Origin of the sequence: Rhizobium indigoferae, assembly GCF_034554815.1 — a bacterium.
Classification (GTDB): Bacteria; Pseudomonadota; Alphaproteobacteria; order Rhizobiales; family Rhizobiaceae; genus Rhizobium; species Rhizobium leguminosarum.
The window spans coordinates 3,551,590-3,573,929 of sequence record NZ_CP140635.1 but is presented as its reverse complement, the minus strand read 5'-3'; the positions used below and the strand labels follow the sequence as shown (position 1 = coordinate 3,573,929).

General features: G+C 60.5%; 17 protein-coding genes and 2 pseudogenes. 5 read left to right on the top strand and 14 right to left on the bottom strand.

Annotation, left to right across the window (positions count from 1 at the left end):
• Position 1 precedes the first annotated feature (1 nt).
• Positions 2–1,236 (top strand): annotated as a pseudogene (locus U5G49_RS17785) (tyrosine-type recombinase/integrase).
• A 149-nt stretch (positions 1,237–1,385) separates the two neighbouring features.
• Here U5G49_RS17785 and U5G49_RS17775 read toward each other — a convergent pair.
• The 9 genes from U5G49_RS17775 to pobA all read right to left on the bottom strand — a co-directional run bounded on the left by U5G49_RS17775 (position 1,386) and on the right by pobA (position 11,325).
• Positions 1,386–2,573 carry an IS481 family transposase gene (locus U5G49_RS17775; RefSeq protein ID WP_322790896.1) on the bottom strand — a complete coding sequence of 396 codons (1,188 nt, stop codon included), beginning with the start codon at positions 2,571–2,573 and terminating at the stop codon, positions 1,386–1,388.
• A 148-nt stretch (positions 2,574–2,721) separates the two neighbouring features.
• A protein-coding gene (locus U5G49_RS17770; protein WP_210262308.1) for an IS630 family transposase occupies positions 2,722–3,670 on the bottom strand; the annotation gives its coding sequence in 2 pieces (ribosomal slippage) (positions 2,722–3,327 and positions 3,329–3,670; 948 coding nt in all).
• Positions 3,671–4,137: 467 nt separating this feature from the next.
• On the bottom strand, positions 4,138–4,971 hold the full coding sequence (locus tag U5G49_RS17765) for a VCBS domain-containing protein (protein WP_193445274.1): 834 nt from the start codon (positions 4,969–4,971) through the stop codon (positions 4,138–4,140).
• A 407-nt stretch (positions 4,972–5,378) separates the two neighbouring features.
• Positions 5,379–6,095, bottom strand: a complete 717-nt coding sequence (locus tag U5G49_RS17760; RefSeq protein WP_166480862.1) for an ABC transporter ATP-binding protein — start codon at positions 6,093–6,095, stop codon at positions 5,379–5,381.
• Positions 6,076–6,840, bottom strand: coding sequence for an ABC transporter ATP-binding protein (locus U5G49_RS17755; protein WP_112904908.1), 765 nt, complete (start codon positions 6,838–6,840; stop codon positions 6,076–6,078). The genes U5G49_RS17760 and U5G49_RS17755 overlap by 20 nt, the downstream gene beginning before the upstream one ends.
• Entirely contained in the window at positions 6,837–7,841 is a 1,005-nt protein-coding gene (locus tag U5G49_RS17750) for a branched-chain amino acid ABC transporter permease (protein ID WP_112904906.1), read from the bottom strand. Before U5G49_RS17750 ends, U5G49_RS17755 begins: the two co-directional genes overlap by 4 nt.
• A 1-nt stretch (position 7,842) precedes the next feature.
• Complete coding sequence (locus tag U5G49_RS17745; RefSeq protein WP_193445289.1) at positions 7,843–8,706, bottom strand: branched-chain amino acid ABC transporter permease; 864 nt, start codon at positions 8,704–8,706, stop codon at positions 7,843–7,845.
• 111 nt (positions 8,707–8,817) lie between these two features.
• Complete coding sequence (locus U5G49_RS17740) at positions 8,818–9,990, bottom strand: ABC transporter substrate-binding protein (protein ID WP_112904904.1); 1,173 nt, start codon at positions 9,988–9,990, stop codon at positions 8,818–8,820.
• A gap of 162 nt (positions 9,991–10,152) precedes the next feature.
• On the bottom strand, positions 10,153–11,325 hold the full coding sequence (gene pobA / locus U5G49_RS17735) for a 4-hydroxybenzoate 3-monooxygenase (protein ID WP_112906659.1): 1,173 nt from the start codon (positions 11,323–11,325) through the stop codon (positions 10,153–10,155).
• 127 nt (positions 11,326–11,452) lie between these two features.
• Here pobA and U5G49_RS17730 point away from each other — a divergent pair, with 127 nt between their 5' ends.
• The gene (locus tag U5G49_RS17730; protein ID WP_112904902.1) at positions 11,453–12,343 is read left to right on the top strand and encodes a helix-turn-helix domain-containing protein; all 891 of its coding nucleotides are present in this window, start codon (positions 11,453–11,455) and stop codon (positions 12,341–12,343) included.
• A 69-nt stretch (positions 12,344–12,412) separates the two neighbouring features.
• Here the strand turns inward: U5G49_RS17730 and U5G49_RS17725 are convergent.
• From U5G49_RS17725 to U5G49_RS17715, 3 genes and pseudogenes are all read right to left on the bottom strand, one after another.
• Positions 12,413–12,690 (bottom strand): annotated as a pseudogene (locus U5G49_RS17725) (hypothetical protein).
• 79 nt (positions 12,691–12,769) lie between these two features.
• Positions 12,770–15,154, bottom strand: a complete 2,385-nt coding sequence (locus U5G49_RS17720; protein ID WP_193445275.1) for a phosphoketolase family protein — start codon at positions 15,152–15,154, stop codon at positions 12,770–12,772.
• A gap of 71 nt (positions 15,155–15,225) precedes the next feature.
• Positions 15,226–16,404, bottom strand: a complete 1,179-nt coding sequence (locus U5G49_RS17715) for an acetate/propionate family kinase (RefSeq protein ID WP_112904896.1) — start codon at positions 16,402–16,404, stop codon at positions 15,226–15,228.
• 290 nt (positions 16,405–16,694) lie between these two features.
• Between U5G49_RS17715 and U5G49_RS17710 the strand changes: the two genes are divergently transcribed.
• Positions 16,695–18,296, top strand: coding sequence for an inorganic phosphate transporter (locus U5G49_RS17710; protein WP_112904894.1), 1,602 nt, complete (start codon positions 16,695–16,697; stop codon positions 18,294–18,296).
• A gap of 9 nt (positions 18,297–18,305) precedes the next feature.
• Here the strand turns inward: U5G49_RS17710 and U5G49_RS17705 are convergent, their stop codons facing one another.
• Entirely contained in the window at positions 18,306–19,877 is a 1,572-nt protein-coding gene (locus U5G49_RS17705) for a putative bifunctional diguanylate cyclase/phosphodiesterase (protein WP_193445276.1), read from the bottom strand.
• A gap of 450 nt (positions 19,878–20,327) precedes the next feature.
• The gene (locus tag U5G49_RS17700; RefSeq protein ID WP_028733473.1) at positions 20,328–20,882 is read right to left on the bottom strand and encodes a histidine phosphatase family protein; all 555 of its coding nucleotides are present in this window, start codon (positions 20,880–20,882) and stop codon (positions 20,328–20,330) included.
• Between the two features lie 337 nt (positions 20,883–21,219).
• Here U5G49_RS17700 and U5G49_RS17695 point away from each other — a divergent pair, with 337 nt between their 5' ends.
• Both U5G49_RS17695 and U5G49_RS17690 read left to right on the top strand, forming a co-directional pair.
• A complete protein-coding gene (locus tag U5G49_RS17695; RefSeq protein ID WP_003542661.1) occupies positions 21,220–21,429 on the top strand; it encodes a CbtB domain-containing protein in 210 nt (69 codons plus the stop codon).
• Positions 21,430–21,546: 117 nt separating this feature from the next.
• Positions 21,547–22,293, top strand: a complete 747-nt coding sequence (locus U5G49_RS17690) for a CbtA family protein (protein ID WP_028733472.1) — start codon at positions 21,547–21,549, stop codon at positions 22,291–22,293.
• Positions 22,294–22,340 lie beyond the last annotated feature (47 nt).

Sequence of the window (22,340 nt, the reverse complement as noted above, 5' to 3'; positions counted from 1 at the left end):
CATGTCTATTCGCAAGCGCAAATGGAAAGGGCCGGACGGGATCGAGAAGGAAGCTTGGGTTGTCAACTACACCGACATAAAAGGTGTGCGGCGGCTCAAAACTTTCACGAGAAAGAAGGACGCGGATGAATTTGCGAGTAAAGCGGCCATTGAGGTAAGGGAGGGGGTACACGTTGCCGATCGCGATACGGTGACGGTAAAGAAGGCCGGCGAACTGTGGATTGCGACCGGTGAGGGTGAAGACCTAGAGCGCTCGACCATCAATCAGCGCAAACGGCATCTGAAATTCCATATCGAACCGTTTATCGGCGGTACGTTGTTGTCGAAAGTGGACGCGCGCGCTTTTCAAGACACACTGCGCGCCGAAGGTCGGTCGCCTGCTATGGTGAAAAAGGCACTCGGCTCCCTCGGCTCCATTTTTGCCGACTCCATCGAACGCAAGCTGGCCGTACGCAACCCGGTGCGCGACATGCGCCGAAGCCGCAAGGGCAAGGAAAGGCGGGCTGAGCAGCGCCAAAAGGGCAAGTTGATAGTCGGGGAAGACATTCCAACCCGCGACGAGGTGAAGGCGCTTGTCGGGGCTCTCTCGGGCCGTTGGCGGCCGTTACTGCTTACGGCGATTTTCGCGGGGCTTCGATCGTCGGAGTTGCGAGGGCTCCGTTGGCAGGACATCGAGCTCGATCGCCGCGAAATCCGCGTGCAGCAGCGTGCTGATGAATTCGGGGAGATAGGCCGGCCTAAGTCACATGCGGGTGAGCGCACAATCCCGATTCCGCCGATTGTCATCAACGCTCTACGGGAATGGAAATTGGCCTACAGCCGCCGATCGTCGGCAGGAACGAAGACGGCGAGCCGGTCCGGGAGGACGTGAAGCCACATCATCTCATCTTCGCCAATGGCGCGGGGAAGGTCGAGAGCCATGCCAACATCATCAACCGCGGCCTCGTGCCTGCGATGTTAGCGGCCGACGTGACTGTCAAAACTAGCAAGATGGACAAGGACGGCAACGTCGTCATGGCGGCAAAATATTCAGGCCTTCACGCCCTGCGGCACTTCTACGCATCATGGCTCATCAATCGGCCGGCAGATGGCGGGCTGGGGCTGCCGCTAAAGGTCGTGCAGGAGCGCATGGGGCATTCCTCAATTACTATGACCGCAGACACGTACGGCCACCTCTTTCCGCGGGGCGACGATGCTGATGAATTGGCCGCCGCCGAGAATGCGCTCCTAGGGTGAACGCGACATGGATGCGACATGGCGCGCCATAAGCCATGGAAATCAAGGCTTCTAAGAGGAATCATAATCCTTGTGTCGGGGGTTCAAATCCCTCCTCCGCTACCATCTCCTTATTTGTCCATACCGGAGACATAGGTAACAAAACGTACCTAATACATGGGTGACAACCTCGTGCCGAACGGGTTGTCGATGGTTTGCAAAGTTCTCTGCTGCAGGTCGATATATCCCAGATCATAATGCATGAAGCTGACGAGCCAAATGCCGTCGTCGACTTCCTTGAGCCCCAGTTTCTGGCCGGCCAGCACGGTCGAGATGTTGATCTTCTTGCGATAGATGCAGATGCGGCCGCAATTGGTCACCAGCGCATCCCGATCATGGAAGGGGTAGTCGATCTCCGGCAGGCCCTGATAGAGGCGTGACGAAGCGACGTAGAGATCTGCCGGCACCTTCATGTTGAGCGCCTCGTGCGGCCGCTCCTGATTGAATTCGCTGACGAAAGCATCGAAGCGGGCCTGCTGCTGAAGGATGTTTTTGCCGGGTGGTCTGGTCGCCTCTTTTTTCAGCGTCAGGTGCATGCGCTCATGCCGGCCGTTTTGTTGGGGACGGCCCGGCCTGATGCGCTCCAGCGTGATCCCGAGCCTCAGCCACCACACCGACAGCTTCGACAGATTGTAGAGCCCGTTTGGACTGGCGAAAGGCAAGCCGTTGTCGCTGCGGATCGCCGTCGGCAGGCCACATTCGATAAACAGCCGGCGGAACGCGTCGAAGACAGCCCGTTCTCGCGTCGACTCAAAGGCTTCGCAGGCGAGAAGATAACGTGACGCCTGGTCGGTGACCGTCAATGGGTAACAGTATTGACCATTGCCAAGTTTGAACTCGCCCTTGAAGTCGGCGCACCACAGATCGTTCGGCAGTAATGCCGGTGACAAGGCTGTCCCTTCGGCTCGATGTCGCTGCCGCTTGCGGGCATGGGCGACCAGACCATGTCGATCGAGAACGGCATGCACCGTACTCTTCGACGGCACGCGCACATCGCCGGCCAGGCGCTTCACCAAAAGCTCCCTGATCTTCCTGGCACCCCAATGCGGCTTGCTCTTCTTGCACGAGACGATCATCGCCTCGACCGGCTCAGGCAGCTGGTTGGCATACCGCACCGGCCGTCGAGACCGATCCGTCAGCGCCTCCAGGCCGTCGTCCTTATAGCGATTGAAGATTTTGTAGCCGGTCTTGCGCGAGATGCCGAATGCACGGCACACATCGCTCATGCCTTCGCCCTCTAGCAGCCGGGCGACAAATCGTAGACGTTCCTCCATCACCGAAGTCTCTTTCCACGGCATCAACACCTCCCGCCAAAAAACGAAAAGTGTTACCCATGTCTCCGGTACGAAACGTCACCTATCTCTCAGGTCGGGCAATTGCAGAATTAGCGATTTTTGCGGTTCGATTTTGAGCCGGTTCCGAAGGCCGTGCTAGAGTCTGTCAGGGTTATTTTGAACCATACCCTGCATGTCTGAGGTAGTTGGAGCACTCCTGGGGACTGAACGCCTTCAAGAGTTCTCCAATGCGTCTCCATGTTGTTTCGACGGCTCGTTCGTCTGCCTTTCTGACGAGTGTCTTGAGCTTTGCGAACATCATCTCGATGGGATTGAGGTCGGGGCTGTAGGGAGGCAGGAAGAAGAGATGTGCACCGACGTCTCGGATCGCATCGCGGGCCGGCTTTCCCTTGTGGCTTCCGAGATTATCGAGGATGACGATGTCACCGGCTTTGAGTGTCGGGACCAGACATTGCCGAACCCACGCGGTAAAAGCGATGCCATTGATGGGACCATCGAGGACGAAAGGGGCAATGATGCTATCGCGGCGTAAGCCGGCCAGGAAGGTCAGCGTCTTCCAATGACCATGAGGGACTTTTGCAATGAGGGGCTCTCCCCGCTGACACCATCCGCAGGTGCGTGTCATGTTGGTTTTGACCCAGGTCTCGTCGATGAAGACGAGACGGTCCGGATCAAGCCGATGCTGGTGGGTCTTCCATCGCATCCGGAACCGGGCCACCTTCGGGCGGTCTTGCTCGCTTGCCACCAGCGTTTTTTTTGAAGGTCTTGCCCTCGCTACGCAGGAAGCGCCAGACGGTGTCGTGAGACACGTTGATCCCCGCAGCCTTCAGGTCCGCCGACAGTGCGCGCACCGTCCAGTCGGACTTGACCTGCAGCCGCTGACGCACTGCGTCGGCCGCAGCACCCCTCAGTGTCGGTTTGACATAGCCGCCGATCTTCGCCGGCATCAGGCCTTTACCTGAACGATCGAGCTGTCCGATCCGTACCGCTGTCGCAGCCGATATGCCGAACCGCTCCGCTGCGGCGCGAACCGTCATGCCATCATTCAACGCTGTAGCAATGCGTCTTCGCAAATCCAGAGAAAGAGGTCGCACCGTCATTGCTGGCCTCCACACCAGCAACGATCTTGAATCACAAAATCAAAGGCAAGGGAATCTCTCCACACGATTCCGATTAGCGCTGACAGACTCTAGGACATTGGTGGCAGCGCCAGACGTGGCGGCGAGGGGACAAAACCCATTGCGCCCTGATCTGCAGATTTCCCCAACGCCGAGGACAGGCCTATCTGTAGAGCGCCAAAAGCAATACAGGCATCTTCGTCGCCCAAAGGTGGGATGCGACAGCGATAATAATAGCCCATACGGCAAGCGAGAACATGACCGCCGCTAACCTCATCCCGACTGGCTGCATCATTTCCTCCATCCCAGCATAACCGTGCCTCCTCGCACCATCCTATGCTAGCAAGACGCAACCCGGTCAGCTATCGCAAGATATTGGTATCAGATAGCCACAGTAGCTTGGCGAAGATGCAAGGATTTCGGCGATACCACGCCCTTTTCCCCCACCGTCAAACGATGAAATGAAAGTCGTCGTATCGCGCGCCATAATAATCCGGGCCGCTCGTCTCTGTGATGACGGGCTCCGTGTCGAGCACGAGAGAGTCGATGTCGCCGTAGGCGCTGAGATCGATCACTTGCGGGTCATGAATGCTGTCGGCGGTGACGTTGACCGTGACCAAGAACACGGTATCGCCGTTCAGCTTACCTTCGATCGTCAGTACGTTGTCATAGTCCGATGTGCCGTTTGCGACACTGAATTGCTCGATCTGAAAGTGACCGCCATCGGCGGCTTGGATGGGTGTCCAGAACACGCCGCCTGACAGATAATGGTTGCCGTCGGCTTCCTTCTGTACCGTTGCGTCGTCACCATCGTGCCAAGCACCCCAATCAAAGCCCTTGTAGCCCGTCGGGAAGTCATATTTGCCGACATCCTCGAAATTGACGAACACGTCGCCATGTTCCGGCAAGTCGACCGCGATGTTGAGCAAGCCGAAATCGGTGGCGCCTTTGCCATCCGAGATCTTGAAATTGAACTGGTCGACGAGTTGGTCTCCCGGGCCGAGCGCTGATACCACCGGGTTGGAGTGATCGAGTTCATACGTGTAGTTGCCGTTGGAATAGACGGTCAGCGTGCCGTATTTTCCCTCGACTGTGGTGGTCGTGGCGGGCCCGTTCGGATCGGCCGGTTGCGGAATGCGTTGTCCATTGACGAAGTTGAGACGCACCTGATCTCCGTCGGCATCCACCGAACTGGTATTGTCCAGGATGTTGCCGTCGATCGGGTTGTCGATGTTGAAAATAGGCTGGTATACATCACCTGCGACCGGCTTGTGGTTTGCCATTTCTACCTCCCGTGTGATTTTCTGCTCGACTATGCAACCCTATCGGGTATCTGGCAACCAAAATTGAGGGAGCGTCAGAGCAATTCCGCCCGTCAACGCCACACATTCCGGTCGATTACAGCTCAACCGTACAAGTAAAGGGAGCGGCATAAACGTCGATCCTGATTATGAACCAGGATTTACGTCTGATCTTACGTTGCTGCCGCTTCATCGATCATGGTGTTTCTCGCCTTTTCAGGCGATCCATCAATTCGGCCAGCGGAAAACTTTCAGGCAGGATAATAATGACAGGTAAATCATGACGTCGTCATGACGATATACTGCATGAATTGCTCGGCGCGCCAAGAGCAATCTTGAAAGCGAAAGGGGAGCAATTAGCAGAGCACGAGCTTCTGCCGATCATCCCATCAATGCAGGCCGCCGACCCCGAGCAGGCTCTCGACAGCCTCGTGATCGCTGGTGAGGCTCTGCGGCGTTCCCGTCCAGGCCAGTCTGCCGCGTTCGAGAATGACGACCTGATCGGCGAAATCGAGCGCGCTCTGGATGCGCTGTTCGACCAGCAGGATGGTCATGTCTCCTGTCTTGGCGAGGTCGGCGAAGGCAGCCATCAATTCCTCGCAGATAACGGGGGCGAGGCCTTCCAGCGGTTCGTCGAGCAACAGGACGGAGGGGCGGCCGAGAATGGTGCGGGCCGTGGAGAGCATCTGCTGCTCGCCGCCGGAGAGCTGGCTGCCGAGATTGCGGCGGCGCTCCTTCAGGCGTGGGAACATCGCATAGGCTTCCTCCAGAGCCGTCTTCGGTCGCGCCTTCAAGCCAACGAAAAGGTTTTCTTCGACTGTCAGCGTCGGGAAGATGCAGCGTGCCTGCGGTACATATCCGAGGCCTTTGTGCGCGCGCGTGGCGCTCGGTGCTGCGCTGACATCCGAACCGCCGAGGCGGATGCTACCCTCGTATCGCCTGGTCTGGCCGGCGAGCGTTGCGAGCAGCGTGGTCTTGCCCATGCCGTTGCGGCCGAGCACGGCAAGCCGGGCGCCTGCCGGCACGGAGAAGGAAATGCCTTCGAGCACTCTTGTCGGCCCATATCCGGCCGACAGATTTTCGACCTCAAGCGATATGGCTGGCATTGGCATAGCTCCCGAGATAGGCCTCGCGCACGCGCGCATCCTTGGTGACGTCTTCAGGCAGGCCGTCGAAGATGATCGCGCCTGATGCAAGCACGATGACGCGTTTGGCAAAACGGAAGACGAGGTCCATGTCGTGTTCGATCATCAGCACGGCGAGATCGGCAGGCAGATCGGCCAGCGCCTGCTCGATGCGGCCGGTATCGCTTTGCGGCACGCCGGCTGCCGGCTCGTCGAGCAGCAGCACCTTCGGCTTCAGCGCCAGCGCTACGGCAATCTCGAGAAGCCGCTGCTGGCCATAGGCGATCTCGCTGACCTTGCGATGCATCAGGAAAGGCAGTCCGAGCTTTCCAAGGAGATCGTCGACCTCTGCCATGACATCGGGCATACGCAGGAAATTGCCGAACATGCGCCCGGTCTTTCCGTCGCGTTGAAGGACGGCAAGTCCCACATGTTCGGCCGGCGTCATGTCCTGGAAGAGCCGCGTCACCTGAAAGGAGCGGACGAGGCCGCGTCTGACCCTGCCGATCGCGTCGACCTTCGTCACCACCTCGCCGCCGAGGCGAACCTCGCCGGAATCGGGAGAGAGATTACCGGTCACGAGGTTGACGAAGGTGGTCTTGCCGGCGCCGTTCGGGCCGATCAGCGCGATGCGATCGCCAGGCGACATCGTGAGCGAGACATCATTGGTGACGGCAAGGCCGCCGAAGGCTTTCTTGAGATTGGCGACTTCGAAGACCGGGCTCATGAGCGTTGCTCCCTGCGGCGGCTAACGAAGGCTGCTGATGTGCCGTAGAGACCTTTCGGCGCAAAGAGCACGACGGCGATCAGCAGCGCACCGACCATGGTCAGCCAATGGAAGGGATTGGCGGCGGAGACGTAGTCCTCGAAGAGCATAAAGATGACGGTGCCGGAGAGCGCCCCGAAGAGGGAGCCGGTGCCGCCGAGCACCAGCATAACAAGCGCCTCGGCCGACTGCGTGAAAGACAGGCTGTCGAGGCCGACGACCTGTGTCGAAATCGCATTCAAGGCGCCGCCGACACCGGCAACGGCGCCGGAGATCGCATACATCCTGATCAGAGCGGCCTTCGGCGAAGCGCCCATGGCGCGGATGCGCAGCGGATCCTGCTTGATGGCGTGGCAGAGCATGCCGAAGGGCGAGCGGACCAGGAATCGTAGCAGCACAAAGACGATCAGCAGCAGCGCCATTCCGAAGAAGAAGGCGGTGTGACCGTAGAGATCGAATTCGAAGAGGCCGAAGACCGGGTCCGGCGCGATGCCGGAAAGTCCATCGCTGCCGCCTGTCCAAGAAGAGGCCTTGTTGGCGAATTCATGGAAGAGGTTGATCAGCGCAATCGACAGCACCAGCTGCGGCAATCCATGTGCACGCAGGATGATGGCGCCGCAGAGCAGCCCGGCAAGCGCGCCGCCTGTGATGCCGGCCAGCATCATCAGCAGCGGGTCATTGATGCCGTAATGCGCCGACAGGATCCCGGCGGCATAGGCGCCGGAGCCGAAAAGTGCGGCATGGCCGAGCGTTGCAACGCCGCAATAACCGGTCACCAGATCGAGCGACAGGACGAGCAGCGCGATCGTGATCATCCGAGTCAAAAGCGCGAGATTATCGGGGAAGGCGAAGTAGCCGATCGCGGCAATGGCTATCATGACCGCTATTCCGGCGAGATCGCGGCTGATGAATCCGCGCCGATGCTGGAGACGTTGGTTTTCGTCGTTCATGACAAGCGCCATCTTATTTCGCCCTTCCGGCAAGGCCGCGTGGGAAGACGCAGATGATTGCGATCACGGCGAGATAGAAGAAGAATTCGCCGAATTCAGGCATCAGATACCGGCCGGTCGTATCGATCGCGCCCAGTAGCAGGCAGGCAATCAGCGCGCCCGGAATGGAACCCGCGCCGCCGACGGAGACGACGACCAGGAAGGTGACCATGTAGCGCAGCGCGTAATAGGGTTCGACGGGCAGGAGTTCGGCGCCGACCACGCCACCGAAGGCGGCAAGGCCGACGGCAACGGCAAAGCTCACCGCATAGATGATCTCGGTGCGCACGCCGAGTGCCGCAGCCATCGCCGCATCATCGACGGAGGCGCGCAGCTTGACGCCGAAGCTCGTCCTGTCGATCGCAAACCAGAGGGCGAGCGCCACGGCCAGGCCGCAGAGGATGACGAAAAGCCGGTGAATAGGAATGGTGCGGAAGCCGAGATCGGCCGATCCCTGCAGCGCACCGGCAAGCGGTATGGTCTTCAGCGTCGGCCCCATCACATAATTGGCGATGCCGATGACGCAGAAGGTGATGCCGATCGTCATCAGCACCTGGGTCAGTTCCGGCGCGCCATAGATCCGGCGGTAGAGAAAGCGTTCGATCGGAATGGCGACGATGATGGTGATGACAACGGCGGCGATGGCCGCCGTGGCATAACCAAGGCCGAGGTCGCGGGCGACATAGGAGGCGATATAGCCGCCGATCATCGCGAACGCGCCGTGAGCGAGGTTGACGACGCGCATCAGCCCCATGGTCACCGAAAGGCCGATTGATATGACGAAGAGCACCATGCCATAGGCAAAGGCATCGACGGCTATGCTGAAGACTGTCTGCATGGACATACCTTGCTTCGATGCGACGGGCTCGGCGCCGCCGGGCAGCTCCGGAGAGATCGGAAGTCTGCCCGAAGCACTGCCCAAGCCCGTCGCATGCCGTGATGCTCGATGTTACTTGACGGCCGCCAGGCCGGGATCGCCCTGCTTTTCGAAGGTCTGAACCTCCTTGTTGATGTAGGTCCCGTCATCCGCCTTGGTGACTTCGCGCAGATAGATGTTCTGCGTGATGTGGCGACTTTCCGGATCGATCGAAACCGGGCCGCGCGGGCTGGTCCAGGCAAGGCCCTTGACCGCATCGACGGCCTTTTCAGCATCCTGCTTGCCGCCCGTCGCCTCGATCATCTTGTAGATCACATACATGCCGTCATAGGCGCTGACCGCGGGGAAGGAGAGTTCGGCCTTGTTGCCGATCGCTTTGGTCGCAGCCTCGACGAAAGCCTTGTTTTCCGGAGAATCGTGCGACACGGCGTAGTGGAAGGTCGTCTGGATGCCGAGTGCCGCATCGCCGAGCGCCGGCAGATCGGATTCCTGGGTCAGATCGCCCGGCGCGAAAAACTTGATGCCGGCCGTCTTCAGGCCATTGTCGTTGTAAGCCTTGACGAAGCCGAGCGTCGTCGGGCCTGACGGCAGGAAGGCGAAGACGCCCTCGGCGCCGGAATCCTTGATGCGCTGCATGATCGGGCTGAAATCGTTGGTCGCAAGCGGCATGCGGATTGCCTCGACCACCTGACCGCCGGCCTTTTCGAAGCCGGCCTTGAAGGCGTTCTCTGCGTCGATGCCGGGGCCGTAATCGCTGACGACCGAAATCACCTTCTTGACGCCGGCATCGAAGGCGACCTTGGCGATCGGCGTCGAGGTTTGCCAGGTGGTGAAGGAGGTGCGGACGACAAGCGGGCTCTTGGTGACGATCGCCGAGGTGGCGGCGTTCATGATGACCATCGGCACATTGCCCTGCTTCAGGATCGGCGTCACCGCCATCGCATCGGGGGTGAAATAGAAGCCTGTGAGATACTGGACCTTCTCCTTGACGATCAGTTCCTGCGCCAGGGCCTTGGATTGGGCGGGATCAGCCTGCGGCACGTCGCGATAGACGATCTCGACCGTGTCGCTGCCGACCTTGTTACCGTTGACCGCCATATAGGCGTCGATGCCGGCCTTGAAGTTCTTGCCTTGCAGCGCGAACGGACCGGAGAACGGGCCGATGACGCCGACCTTGATGGTGTCTGCATAGGCCGTGCCGCTGAGCACGACGGCCGCAACGGCGGCTAGAAATAGCTTCTTCATTCTCTCTCTCCCTTTTTGGCGCACTCCCGCGCCGTATTCGCTAGCCGCCCAAAATTGAGCGTTAGCTTGTCATGCGAAGTGGTGATGTAAAATGAAATAAATGCCGTAATCCATGACCTAGCGATTATGATTGTGCATCGAGGATGCAGAATTATCCTCGTCTCAGAATGGTAATCCCACATAATTCTCCGCGAGCGCCATCGAGGCGGCGCGGGAATGGGTGAGATAGTCGAGCTCCGCCTCCTGGATTTTCTGGTCGAAATCACCGGTATCCGGAAAACGATGCATCATCGTCGTCATCCACCAGGAAAACCGCACGGCTTTCCACACACGGGCGAGCGCCTTATGCGAGTAAGCGTCAATGCCACTATTCGAGCCTTCGCGGTAATGCTCGATCAGCCCGGAGAAAAGGTAATGGACGTCGCTGGCGGCAAGGTTCAATCCCTTGGCCCCGGTCGGCGGGACGATATGGGCAGCGTCGCCGACCAGGAAAAGCCGGCCGAAACGCATCGGTTCGGCGACGAAGGAGCGCAGCGGCGCGATCGATTTCTCGAAGGACGGCGCGGTCGCCAATGCCTCGGCATGATGCGTCGGCAGCCGCCGTCTCAACTCGTCCCAGAAGCGATCATCGTTCCAGTCATCGATTTTCTCGTCGAGCGTACATTGGATGTAGTAGCGGCTGCGGGTGGCCGAGCGCATCGAACAGAGCGCAAAGCCCCTTGGATGGTTGGCGTAGATCAGCTCATGGCTGACAGGCGCCACGTCGGCAAGGATCCCCAGCCAGCCGAAGGGATAGATCTTCTCGAAACTCCTGATCGCCCGTTCCGGGACGGCCTTGCGGCTGGCGCCGTGAAACCCGTCGCAGCCGGCGATGAAGTCACAATCGATGCGCTTGGCAACACCGTCTTTCACATAGGTGACGAAGGGAGAAGGGCCGTCGAAGTCATGCGGCGCGACATCGACGGCATCGTAGATCGATAAGGAGCCGCTTTCTTCGCGCCGCTCCATGAGATCGCGCGTCACTTCGGTCTGTCCGTAGACGGTGACGCGCCTGCCGCCGGTCAATTCGTGAAGGTCGATGCGATGGTCGCGTCCGTCGAAGGCCAGCGAGAAACCGTCATGCGGCAGCCCCTCGGCATGCAGCCTCGCGCCTGATCTGGCCTGATCCAACAGCCCGACGGTGCCTTCCTCCAGAACGCCGGCACGAACCCGGCCGAGGATGTAATCCTTGTTCACACGATCGAGGATGACATTGTCGATGCCGGCTTCGGTCAGAAGCTGGCCGAGCAGCAAGCCGGATGGCCCCGAACCGATGATGGCGACCTGAGTTCGCAAATGCTGCCTCCCTGCATTTTTGCGTTTTGCCAGATTCTGCCGTGCCGCGCTTGCCGCAGCAATGGACATGCCGACCTAAAAATTGCACTAATCGAACATTGGTGTCGGCGAAGCCCCACGGAGCCCCATGAGCAGACAGGTCCCTACCTATGAACTCTACGGCGAAAAGACCGGGCGAGAACCGGATTTTTGGGTGCATTGCGAAACAATTCGCTCTCGCAGCAGTTTGCATCACTGGGAGATTCGCCCGCACCGCCACGAGAGTTTCTTTCAGATATTGTACATCGAAAGCGGTTCGGGCGATGCGATCTTCGGCGAAAAGAGCCATGCCATCCGTCCGCCGGCCATCATCACCGTGCCGCCCGGGCTCAATCACGGCTTTCGTTTTTCACGCGATATCGACGGCCTGGTGATCACCCTGTTGAGATCCCATCTCAGCCATCCGCCCGGCGACCGAAGCCAGCTCGGCGAATGGCTGGCGGCGCCGCATCTGACGCCGCTCGATCCCGATCATGCCGAGGCAGCCTATGTCATGCAGACGTTGAGGCGGCTGGGCGACGAATTCGAAAACCGCCGCAGCGGCCGCAATGAGGCGTTGGCCGCCTATGTCGCCCTGGCGCTACGGCTGACGGCAAGGATTTCCCATGAGGGGAATACGCATGAACTTCCGCCCAACGAGAACGAGCGGCGGATGGAAATGCTGAGCGAACTCATCCAGCAGCATTTTCGATCGCACAAGCCCGCGTCTTTCTATGCCAGAGAGCTTGGGATTTCGCCGACGCATCTCACCCGCATTGTCCGGTCGATGACCGGCAACACTCCCCACGAACTGATCGCCGGCAAACTTGTTGAAGAGGCGAAACGCCAGCTGGTTTTTACGCTCGGTAGCGTTCAGGAGATCGGGTTTCGGCTCGGCTTTGCCGATCCCGCCTATTTCTCGCGCTTCTTTTTTAAATATACGGGAGAAACGCCGCGGGTCTGGCGCATGAAGGAAAAGCTTCGGCTCGAACATGCGTAGGGTTCCGGCATTCCGGGTGCGACGCGTTCGCGGACAGGCATCCGCGACGGTCGCCCGGTGGGGATCGCCCTACCAGGCTTCGACGCCGTCTTCGGTGTTGCGAGTGCGTTCGCCGGCGCGGGTCTCGTATGCCTCGCGTTCCCCGGCCGGCTTAACGGCATCGGCTGAGCCATCCGGCCGGGCTTCGGGCGTCATGTAGAAGGCGAGCGCCTTTTCCAGCCGGGCGGCGGTGAGCGTGGCAGCGAAACCCTTCATGTCGTTTCCTCGGTCAGTGGCTTAGAGCTTTCCCAAGACACATAGCCTACGATATGGCCATTCTGGAACAGCGCCCTGATCGTTTTCACCAACTTTAGACGTTGCTTGACAGTTACTCCCGCCGGATGGTCTCCGCCGACCAGTTCCGCGCGATTCTGTTTGGTTTTGGCTTCACGCCGTCGGCCATGTCCAGTTCCGCACCTCCGGCATGTCCTCACCATATTCGCGGACATAGTCGTGATGTTCCGCAAGCTTGCCGCGGAAGGCGGCGAGCGCTTCTCCTGCTTTTTCCTTCAGGCCCGGCACACGCTCGATCGCTTCGATGGCGAGGTGGAAGCGGTCGAGTTCGTTGAGGACGGTCATGTCGAAGGGTGTCGTCGTCGTGCCTTCCTCGATGAAGCCGCGGACGTGGATGTTGCGGTGGTTTGTGCGTTTATAGGTCAGGCGGTGGATGAGATAGGGATAGCCGTGATAGGCGAAAATGACAGGCTTGTCGGCGGTGAAGATCGCATCGAATGCCTCGTCGGTCAGGCCGTGCGGATGCTGATCCCTGGATTGCAGTGCCAGGAGGTCGACGACGTTGACGGTGCGGATCTTCAGTTCCGGAATGGCCTGGCGCAGCAGGTCGACGGCAGCAAGCGTCTCCATGGTCGGCACGTCGCCGGCGCAGGCCATGACGAGATCGGGCAGGATGGTGTCGTCCTCGTTGCTCGCCCAGTGCCAGATGCCGATGCCGGCCTCGCAATGTTTCACCGCCTCGTCCATCGATAGCCATTGCGGCTCCGGTTGCTTGCCGGCGACGATGACGTTGATGCGGTCATAGGTGCGCAGGCAATGGTCGCCGACCCAGAGCAGGGTGTTGGCATCCGGCGGCAGATAGATGCGGACGATATCGGCCTTCTTATTGGCGACGAGGTCGACGAAACCGGGATCCTGGTGGCTGAAGCCGTTGTGGTCCTGACGCCAGACGTGCGAGGTCAGCAGGTAATTCAGCGACGAGATCGGCTTTCTCCACTCCAGTTCCCGCGTCACCTTCAGCCATTTGGCGTGCTGGTTGAACATGGAATCGATGATGTGGATGAAGGCCTCGTAGCAGGAGAACAGGCCGTGGCGGCCAGTCAGCAGGTAGCCTTCCAGCCAGCCCTGGCAGAGATGTTCGCTCAGCACCTCCATGACACGTCCATCCCGTGACAAGTGGACGTCGTAGGGTTCGATACCCTCCATCCAGACACGGTCGGTGACTTCGAAGACGCTGCCGAGACGGTTCGATTCCGTCTCGTCGGGGCCGAAGATACGGAAATTGGCAGCATCGGCGTTGCGCTTCATCGTGTCGCGCAGGTAATGGCCGAGGATTTCCGTCGATTGCACCATGGCGCTGCCGTGCTTGCCGATATCGACCGCATAGTCGCGGATATCGGGAACATCGAGTTCCTTGCGCAGCAAGCCGCCATTGGCGTGCGGATTGGCGCCCATGCGGCGCTCGCCGACAGGGGCTAGCGCCCGCAACTCGGGTTTCAGCCGGCCGTCGCTGCCGAACAGGTCCTCCGGATCATAGCCGCGCATCCAGTCCTCGAGGATCTTGCGATGGCCTTCATTCTCGCGGCAATTGGAGACCGGCACCTGGTGGGCGCGCCAGAAGCCTTCGACCTTCTTGCCGTCGACTTCCTTCGGTCCTGTCCAGCCCTTCGGGCTGCGCAGCACGATCATCGGCCAGCGCGGGCAGATATCGGGCGCATTGCCATTGCGGGCTTCCTCCTGGATTTCGCGAATGCGGTCGAAAACCCTGTCGAAGGTTGCGGCCATCTGCTGGTGCATGTCGCGTGGCTCGTGACCCTCGACGAAGAAGGGCTCGTAGCCGTAGCCTTCAAAGAGGCTCTGCAAATCCTCGTGACTGGCGCGGCCAAGAATGGTCGGGTTGGCGATCTTGTAGCCGTTCAGATGCAGGATCGGCAGCACGGCCCCGTCACGGGCGGGATTCAGGAACTTGTTGGAATGCCAGCTTGCGGCGAGCGGCCCGGTTTCGGCCTCGCCGTCGCCAACGACGCAGGCAACGATCAGATTGGGATTGTCGAAGGCGGCGCCATAGGCATGGACGAGGGCGTAACCGAGTTCGCCGCCCTCGTGGATCGAGCCCGGTGTTTCGGGTGCCGCGTGGCTCGGAATGCCGCCGGGGAAGGAGAATTGCCGGAAGAGCTTCCGCATGCCCTCTGCATCCTCGGAGATATCGGGATAGATCTCGCTGTAGATGCCTTCGAGATAGGTGTTGGCGACCATGCCCGGCCCGCCATGGCCGGGGCCGCACATGTAGATGATGTCGAGGTCGCGGGCGCGGATGAGACGGTTCAGATGCGCATAAATGAAGTTGAGGCCGGGTGTCGTGCCCCAATGGCCGAGCAGGCGGGGCTTGATGTGCTCTGGTTTCAGTGGCTCGCGCAGCAGCGGATTGGCCAGCAGATAGATCTGGCCGATGGAGAGATAATTGGCGGCGCGCCAATAGCGGTCGATCAGAGTGAGTTCGGCATCGGTAAGAGCGGCGGTCGAGACATGCTTTTCCATGGGTTTCTCCCGTTCGAAAACGTCTTCAACGTCAATTCTACCGGCGGATGCCGGCAAGCTGTTGATCTGGATCACCCGCCGCAAAGAAGAGACAGCGCCTCGTCAGCGATGACCTGTTCTTCATCGGTGGCGATGACATGGGCGGCGATGCTGCTTTCCCGTGTGCTGATCGTGAAATCATTGGCGGCATTGGCCTTTTCGGCGATTGCAAGGCCAAGCCAGGACAGCCGCTTGGTCACGCCTGCGCGGATCTCCGGTTGATGCTCGCCGATCCCGGCGGTGAAGACGATGGCGTCAAGCCCGTTCAGCGTTACCGCCATGCGGCCGATTTCGCCGGCAATGCGCAGCGTGAAGAGGTTGATCGCCTGGCGCGCCTCCGGCCGGCCGTCCTTCAACAGCTCGCGCGTATCGGCGCTGATGCCGGAGACGCCAAGCAGGCCGCAGCGGTGATAGAGCAGGTCTTCGATCTCCTCGAAGGACTGTTTCCTCTGATCGGCCAGATGCAGGATGACGCCGGGATCGAGCCAGCCCGGGCGCGTCGCCATCGGGATGCCATCGAGCGTCGAAAACCCCATGCTGCAATCGCGGCTGACGCCGTCATCCAATGCACAGAGGCTGGCGCCGCTGCCGAGATGGGCGACGACCACTCTTGCCGCGCCCGGCGCCTTGCGGCGAAGCTCTCCGGCGATGAATTTATAGGAAAGGCCGTGGAAGCCGTAACGCTTGATGCCCTCGTCATGCAGCGTACGGGGAATGGCGAAGCGGCGAACGAGATCGTCCTGTGTGGTGTGGAAGGCGGTGTCGAAGGAGGCGGTCTGGGCAAGATGCGGTTTCAGATGCTTAAGCGCGCGGATGAAACGCAGCGCCTGCGGCTGGTGCAGGGGCGCAAGCGGGGTCAGCGCATCGATGGCATCGATTGCGGTGGCGTCGAGGGCGATCGCCCTGGTGAAGCGGTCGCCGCCATGGACGACGCGGTGGCCGGCAGCGTGCGCGGCGGTCATGTCGAAATGATCGGCGAGAAGCGCGAAAGTCTCATCGATGACGCCGTGCAGATCTTCTGTCACCTCGGCCTTCATCGGCATCTCGAAGGTCTGCGGCCCTTTCGTCAGGCCGAGCGACAGCGGTTCGGCGCGGAAATCGATCACGCCCTTGCCGATGCGCCGTGCCTTGCCGCCGTCTATCGCGAAGATGCCGATCTTAACGGTCGATGAGCCGGTGTTGAAGGTCAGCAGCAGGCTGGTCGATGACATGTCTTCTAAGACTCCGCGCGGGTGTGAGATGACCGAACTTAGCGTCGGATGTCCAGGCGGGAAGGATTTATTCGCTCGGGGCGCGCTTTGTTGCTGCATAGACAACCATCGTCCGCCGCTTGGGATCATAACGCGGCATCTTTTATGGAGGCGAGGCTACCAGGCGCATCACCGTCGATATCGTCGGACATCAGTGGCTTACGGGCGGCTCAGTCGGGGCGTCATGAGAGCTTCACGCGGCGGAATTATTAACAAAAGGCAAATTTGCAAACGGAATAAGGAACTATGCCATGGCCGATATTGCCCCCAGCCAGGTTCATAGCGACACGTCCCACCCGCTCCACAGTTCGAATTCGGCCGGCAAGTGGTTCTTGCCGGTCTTCGCAATCGTTCTGGTCTGCGGCCTTGGATATGTTGCCTATGCACTCGCCCGCGACCTGACGACCGCAGTTGCCGTTCCCTGGATTCTCCTAGGCCTTGCGCTGCTCATCGCGCTCGGCTTCGAGTTCGTCAACGGCTTCCACGATACGGCCAATGCCGTCGCCACCGTAATCTACACCCGCTCCATGCCGGCGGAATTCGCGGTCATCTGGTCCGGCTTCTTCAATTTCCTCGGCGTACTGACCTCGAGCGGCGCCGTCGCCTTCGGCATTCTGGCACTGCTGCCGGTGGAATTGATCCTGCAGGTCGGCTCCGGCTCCGGCCTTGCCATGGTTTTCGCGCTGCTGATTGCTGCGATCGTCTGGAACCTTGGCACCTGGTATCTCGGCCTGCCGTCGTCGAGTTCGCACACGCTGGTCGGTTCGATCATCGGCGTCGGCCTTGCCAACCAGTTTCTGGCGCCGGCAGGCACCGCGACCAGCGGCGTCGACTGGTCGCAGGCGACCAATATCGGCCTGTCGCTTTTGATCTCGCCGCTAATCGGCTTCGGTCTTTCCGCTGTTCTTCTGCTGGTCATGAAGCTTCTGGTGCGCAACAAGGCGCTCTATGCCGAACCGAAGGGCAACCAGCCGCCGCCGATCTGGATCCGCGCGATCCTGATCTTCACCTGCACCGGCGTCAGCTTCGCCCACGGCTCCAACGACGGCCAGAAGGGCATGGGCCTCATCATGCTCATCCTGATCGGCCTGGTGCCGACGGCTTTCGCGCTGAACCGCACGCCTGATGTCAACTATCTCGAAGCCTACAAGTCGGCATCGGCCCAGGTGGAAACCGCGCTCGGCAAATATGTGAAGCCGGGTGTTACGGTCGCGGACTACAAGGCCGAAGTCAGCAACGCCGTCAAGAACAAGACATGGACGGATGCGACGACGCCGGCCCTGCAGCAATATATCCACCAGACAAGTGCCGAAGTCGCCGGCTTCCCGACGCTCGAAGCGGTGCCAACCAATCTCGTCGGCAACGTCCGCAACGACATCTATCTGATCGGCGAGGCGCTGAAGTTGATCGACAAGCAGAAGCTGCTGCCGATGGATGCCGGCGACCTCGGCGCAGTGACGAACTACCACAAGGCGGTCGACAACGCGACGAAGTTCATCCCGCTCTGGGTGAAAGTGGCGGTCGCGATCGCGCTCGGCCTCGGCACGATGGTGGGCTGGAAGCGCATCGTCGTCACCGTCGGCGAGAAGATCGGCAAGACGCATCTGACCTATGGTCAGGGGGCGGCAGCCGAAGTCGTGGCGATGGTCACCATCGCCTCGGCCGATCATCTCGGCCTGCCGGTCTCGACGACGCATGTGCTGTCATCCGGCGTTGCCGGCACCATGGCGGCGAACGGCTCCGGCCTGCAATGGTCGACCGTGCGCAACATGCTGATGGCCTGGGTGCTAACGCTGCCGGCCTCGATCGCGATCGCGTTCGTGCTCTTCGTGATCATGCGCCAGGTTTTTTAGGGCGTACCGTCAGGCCGTGGAGGCCAGGCTGGCATTGCGATCGCTGATGAAGATGCCCGCCTCGGCGGCGGGCATCGCCTTGCCGAAGAGATAGCCCTGGCCGATGTCGCAGCCGAGCTGCAGCAGGAAGGCGAGCTGGCCGTGCTCCTCGATGCCTTCCGCAGTCGTCTTGATGTTGAGGCTCCTGCCGAGGCCGAGCATGGCGCGGACGATCTTTTCCTGGCGTTCCTCGTCGCGATAGGTGGCGATGAAGCTTTTGTCGATCTTGATCTTGTCGAAACGATAGCGGGAGAGCTGGGCGAGGCTCGAATAACCCGTGCCGAAATCATCGAGTGCGATCTGGATGCCGGCGGCGTGCAGTTCGTCGAGAATGAGGGCGGCGACGGCGGGATCCTGGATCAGCGCGTTCTCGGTGATCTCCACTTCCAGGCGCTGCGGTGGCAGCCGGCTTGCCGAAAGCACCTTCAGAATGCGCGACGTCAGCAATCTGTCTTCCATCTGCACCGGCGAGACGTTGAAGGACAACGTCACATGCTCCGGCCAGGTGAGGGCATCGCTGCAGGCCTGGGCGAGAAGATCCTCGAACAATGCGGTGATCATGCCGGTTTCCTCGGCGATATCGATGAAGACCGGCGGCGGGATGTTGACGCCATCGTCGCCGATCCAGCGTGCCAGCGCCTCGAAGCCGCAGAGCTGGCCGGTCTTCAGGTCGATCAGCGGCTGATAGAAGGGCTTGATCGCCTTGTTGGAGATTGCTGCGCGCAGCCTGGTTTCCAACGCGGCGCGTTCCGTAACCTTGTCCTGCATCGAAGGTTCGAAGACGAAATAATGGTTGGGCCCGCGTGATTTCGCCTCGTACATGGCGAGATCGGCACGGTGGGCGGCATCTTCCAGCGGTTCGGCTTCCTCGACCCAGCGGTCATAGCCGACGCTGGCGCCGACTTCGACGGCAAAACCATCGATATGGATCGGCCGGGTGACGGCCTGGATCAACAGCCTGGCAAAACGCTCCTCGCGCTGCGCCGTCAGGGCGAAGGCGACGATGATGAATTCGTCGCCGCCGAAGCGATAGACGCAATCGGCATTGCCGAGCGCGCAGATGCGTCTGGCAACCTCGATCAACAGGATGTCGCCGCCCTTGTGGCCGACGAGGTCATTGACCTTCTTGAAGCCGTCGAGGTCGACGGAGAAGATGGTGACGTTGCGGTCCCACTCCTCGATCTCCGCCTCGTCGTCCTTGATCGGCCGTGAGAGGATCTTGCGCTCGAAGGCGTAGCGGTTCGGCAGCTTGGTCAGATGGTCGTGGGTTGCGGTCCAATCGGCCTTCGCCTGGGCGGTGGCGCGCAGTTCCATTTCCTTACGCAGATCGGCGATGCGCAGCACCGAATAGATGAAGCTCATGGCGCCGGCGATGCCGAGCGCCAGAACGAGCTTGTCGGCGCCGTACTCGCCGAAGCCGATCATGAAGGAGACCAGGCTGTCGTCGAGCTGCAACAGCGTGCCGAGGAACCAGAGGGTTATCCCAAATCCGACGATCGACACGCATTGCCTTCCGGCCCTGCTTTGGAAAAACACCGGCATTATGCCTTCTCCATCTCCCACCCTTCGCGGAGATATCACGAAAGTCTGAAATGTTTGTTGAAACCAGAAGGCGAATTATCGGAGGCAGCAGCCTGTTGCTGTGCCGCTGAGAGACCCGACGGGCTTGGGGGGAATCCGGGCGTCGTCGTGGGCGATCCCGGTTCAGGAGACCAGTCGACGCGGGAAAGAACGAAGGCGAGCGTGCTAATGCATCGCTCGCCCTTTCTCGTGCTTCAGGCGGTGGCGATCAGCAGCGGAACGCTGACGATGAGACCAACCAGAACCGTGACTGTGGCGAGACGCATGAAACGCAGCCGTCGCGTGCGCTCGCCACTCCAATCATATGTCATTCTTCCATCTCCTTGGGACAAGGAAGTAGTCCCCGCGAAACCGGGTTCAACAGAGATGACGCGATTTGCTTGTGCAAGGCTGGATAAGAATCAGCAGTTTCTAATGCTGGAAGCGCAGCGACCAGCGCAGTCCGTTGCTGGTCATGCGAACGATGGCGAGCGGCTCGACGTCGCTCAGCCAGAAAGAGGAGAGCGGCGCCTGAAGCACATGGGTGACCGCCGCCCGGATGACGGCCGCGTGGCTGACGGCGATCACATGGCCGCCGAGGGCGGATTCACTGTCCATCCAGCCGGCGACGCGGGTGCGCAGATCAACAAAGCTCTCGCCGCCATGCGGGGCCGCTTCCGGATCGCTCATCCAGGCCATGAGGTTCTCCGGCTCTTCGGCCTCTATCGCCGCGATCGACCTGCCGGCCCACCGGCCATGGTCGCAGTCACGAAGTGCGAGGTCTATCCTGGCTTCGAGGTGGAGCGCTTCCGCTGTCTGGCGGGCACGCAAAGCGGGGCTCATGGCAATGCGGTCGGCGCGCGGCGGGGCGGCCATTTTGCCGGCTTCTTCCGCCGCCTTGCCTTCCAGCGGTTCATCGAGCGGGAACAGCGCCTTGCGGTTCGCCGTCGTCGCGCCGTGGCAGATCCAGGTGAGGCGCGTGTTCACGGTTGTTCTGATCTCCCGGAATGCGGCTCCGGCGCCGCGCGTCTTTTCGAGAGGCGCAAGGGACGCTGTAGCAGTTTGAATGGCTCCATAATCTATCCCTGAATCAATTCCGATTTAAGGAATTATGCAGCAGGACGCCTCTCTGCCGGCTTGTGAAGTTTCGTTGACAGTCTCTTCGGCGTGCAGATATAACCGTGCTGTTGCGGGTTTGGAAGCCGGTGTAAGTCCGGCGCGGTCGCGCCACTGTGACCAGCGTGTCGAAAGTTCTTCGCGCTGGAAGTCAGACCCTACTGCACAAGCACTCTTTCGACTGAACGCGTCATTCCCGGAGGAATATATGTCTGACACCACTTTCGCGCCCGTTGCGGTACCGGCGCCGATCCCTGTAGGCGAGATCCTGCCCTGGGCGATTTTTGGCGGCCTGCTGATGCTGATCGTCCTCTATTTCGTCGGCACCGAGGAAGGCGCGATGGCGCTGTTCAACGGCATGTATGTGCACGAATTCGTGCATGACGGCCGTCATCTCCTCGGCTTTCCCTGCCACTAAAGCGCGTCGCGATCTTTCAGATTCGCTCGTCGCGCTTTAGGTTTTCGTTTTTACGCATGTCGTTATCGCAAAACCGCTGCACACTTTTGCGCGACATGCTTTAAGGGAGTTCCTGACATGGTTGGAAACCTTCTGCTTCGCGGCATGCTCGCGGGCCTGATTGCTGGCATCCTCGTTTTCGCTTTCGCCCATACTTTCGGTGAGCCGCTGGTCGATGCGGCGATCGCCTTCGAGGAGGCAAGCGCCCAGGCGGCCGGCGAAGCTGCCGAACCTGAAATCGTCAGTCGCGCCACGCAGGCCGGTCTCGGCCTTTTCACCGGCGTCATGGCCTACAGCGTCGCTGTCGGCGGGCTCTTCGCACTTGCCTTCGCTTTCGTACACGGCCGTTTCAGCAGCCTTTCGGCGCGTGGCACCTCAGCCGTCATCGCCATTGCCGCCTTCGTGGCGATCGTCATCGTTCCCAGTATCAAGTATCCGGCCAACCCGCCGGCGGTCGGCAATCCCGACACGATCGGCGTCAGGACCGAGTTGTTCTTCCTGATGATCGTCGTCTCGCTCGCAGCCCTGATTGCCGCGGTGGCGCTGTCTCGCCGCCTTTCCGAGCGCTTCGGTCTCTGGAACGGCGCGATCATCGCCGGCATTGTCTATCTCGTCTTCATCGGCGTCGTGCTCTATCTGCTGCCGCCGATCAACGAGGTGCCGGAGAACTTCTCGGCGATGGTGCTCTGGCGGTTCCGCACGACCTCGCTTGGCATGCATGTGATCCTCTGGGCAGCCTTGGGGCTGGCCTTCGGAGCGCTTGCCGAAAAGCGGCTTGCAGTTAAGGGCGGGCAACGAGGTCGGCCGGCAACGGCATTTCACTGAAAGCATCGAAGGGCGCCGCTTTGCCGGCGCCCTGAACTTTGGGAGCT

What these genes read in the sequence shown, in the direction of transcription:
- U5G49_RS17760 (WP_166480862.1), bottom strand. Translation starts at nt 6,095, where the DNA reads ATGCCAGCCATATCGCTTGAGGTCGAAAATCTGTCGGCCGGATATGGG.
- U5G49_RS17690 (WP_028733472.1), top strand. Translation starts at nt 21,547, where the DNA reads ATGGTTGGAAACCTTCTGCTTCGCGGCATGCTCGCGGGCCTGATTGCT.
- U5G49_RS17695 (WP_003542661.1), top strand. Translation starts at nt 21,220, where the DNA reads ATGTCTGACACCACTTTCGCGCCCGTTGCGGTACCGGCGCCGATCCCT.
- U5G49_RS17765 (WP_193445274.1), bottom strand. Translation starts at nt 4,971, where the DNA reads ATGGCAAACCACAAGCCGGTCGCAGGTGATGTATACCAGCCTATTTTC.
- U5G49_RS17750 (WP_112904906.1), bottom strand. Translation starts at nt 7,841, where the DNA reads ATGGCGCTTGTCATGAACGACGAAAACCAACGTCTCCAGCATCGGCGC.
- U5G49_RS17755 (WP_112904908.1), bottom strand. Translation starts at nt 6,840, where the DNA reads ATGAGCCCGGTCTTCGAAGTCGCCAATCTCAAGAAAGCCTTCGGCGGC.
- U5G49_RS17705 (WP_193445276.1), bottom strand. Translation starts at nt 19,877, where the DNA reads ATGCCGGTGTTTTTCCAAAGCAGGGCCGGAAGGCAATGCGTGTCGATC.
- U5G49_RS17720 (WP_193445275.1), bottom strand. Translation starts at nt 15,154, where the DNA reads ATGGAAAAGCATGTCTCGACCGCCGCTCTTACCGATGCCGAACTCACT.
- U5G49_RS17745 (WP_193445289.1), bottom strand. Translation starts at nt 8,706, where the DNA reads ATGCAGACAGTCTTCAGCATAGCCGTCGATGCCTTTGCCTATGGCATG.
- U5G49_RS17775 (WP_322790896.1), bottom strand. Translation starts at nt 2,573, where the DNA reads ATGCCGTGGAAAGAGACTTCGGTGATGGAGGAACGTCTACGATTTGTC.
- U5G49_RS17740 (WP_112904904.1), bottom strand. Translation starts at nt 9,990, where the DNA reads ATGAAGAAGCTATTTCTAGCCGCCGTTGCGGCCGTCGTGCTCAGCGGC.
- U5G49_RS17730 (WP_112904902.1), top strand. Translation starts at nt 11,453, where the DNA reads ATGAGCAGACAGGTCCCTACCTATGAACTCTACGGCGAAAAGACCGGG.
- U5G49_RS17715 (WP_112904896.1), bottom strand. Translation starts at nt 16,404, where the DNA reads ATGTCATCGACCAGCCTGCTGCTGACCTTCAACACCGGCTCATCGACC.
- U5G49_RS17710 (WP_112904894.1), top strand. Translation starts at nt 16,695, where the DNA reads ATGGCCGATATTGCCCCCAGCCAGGTTCATAGCGACACGTCCCACCCG.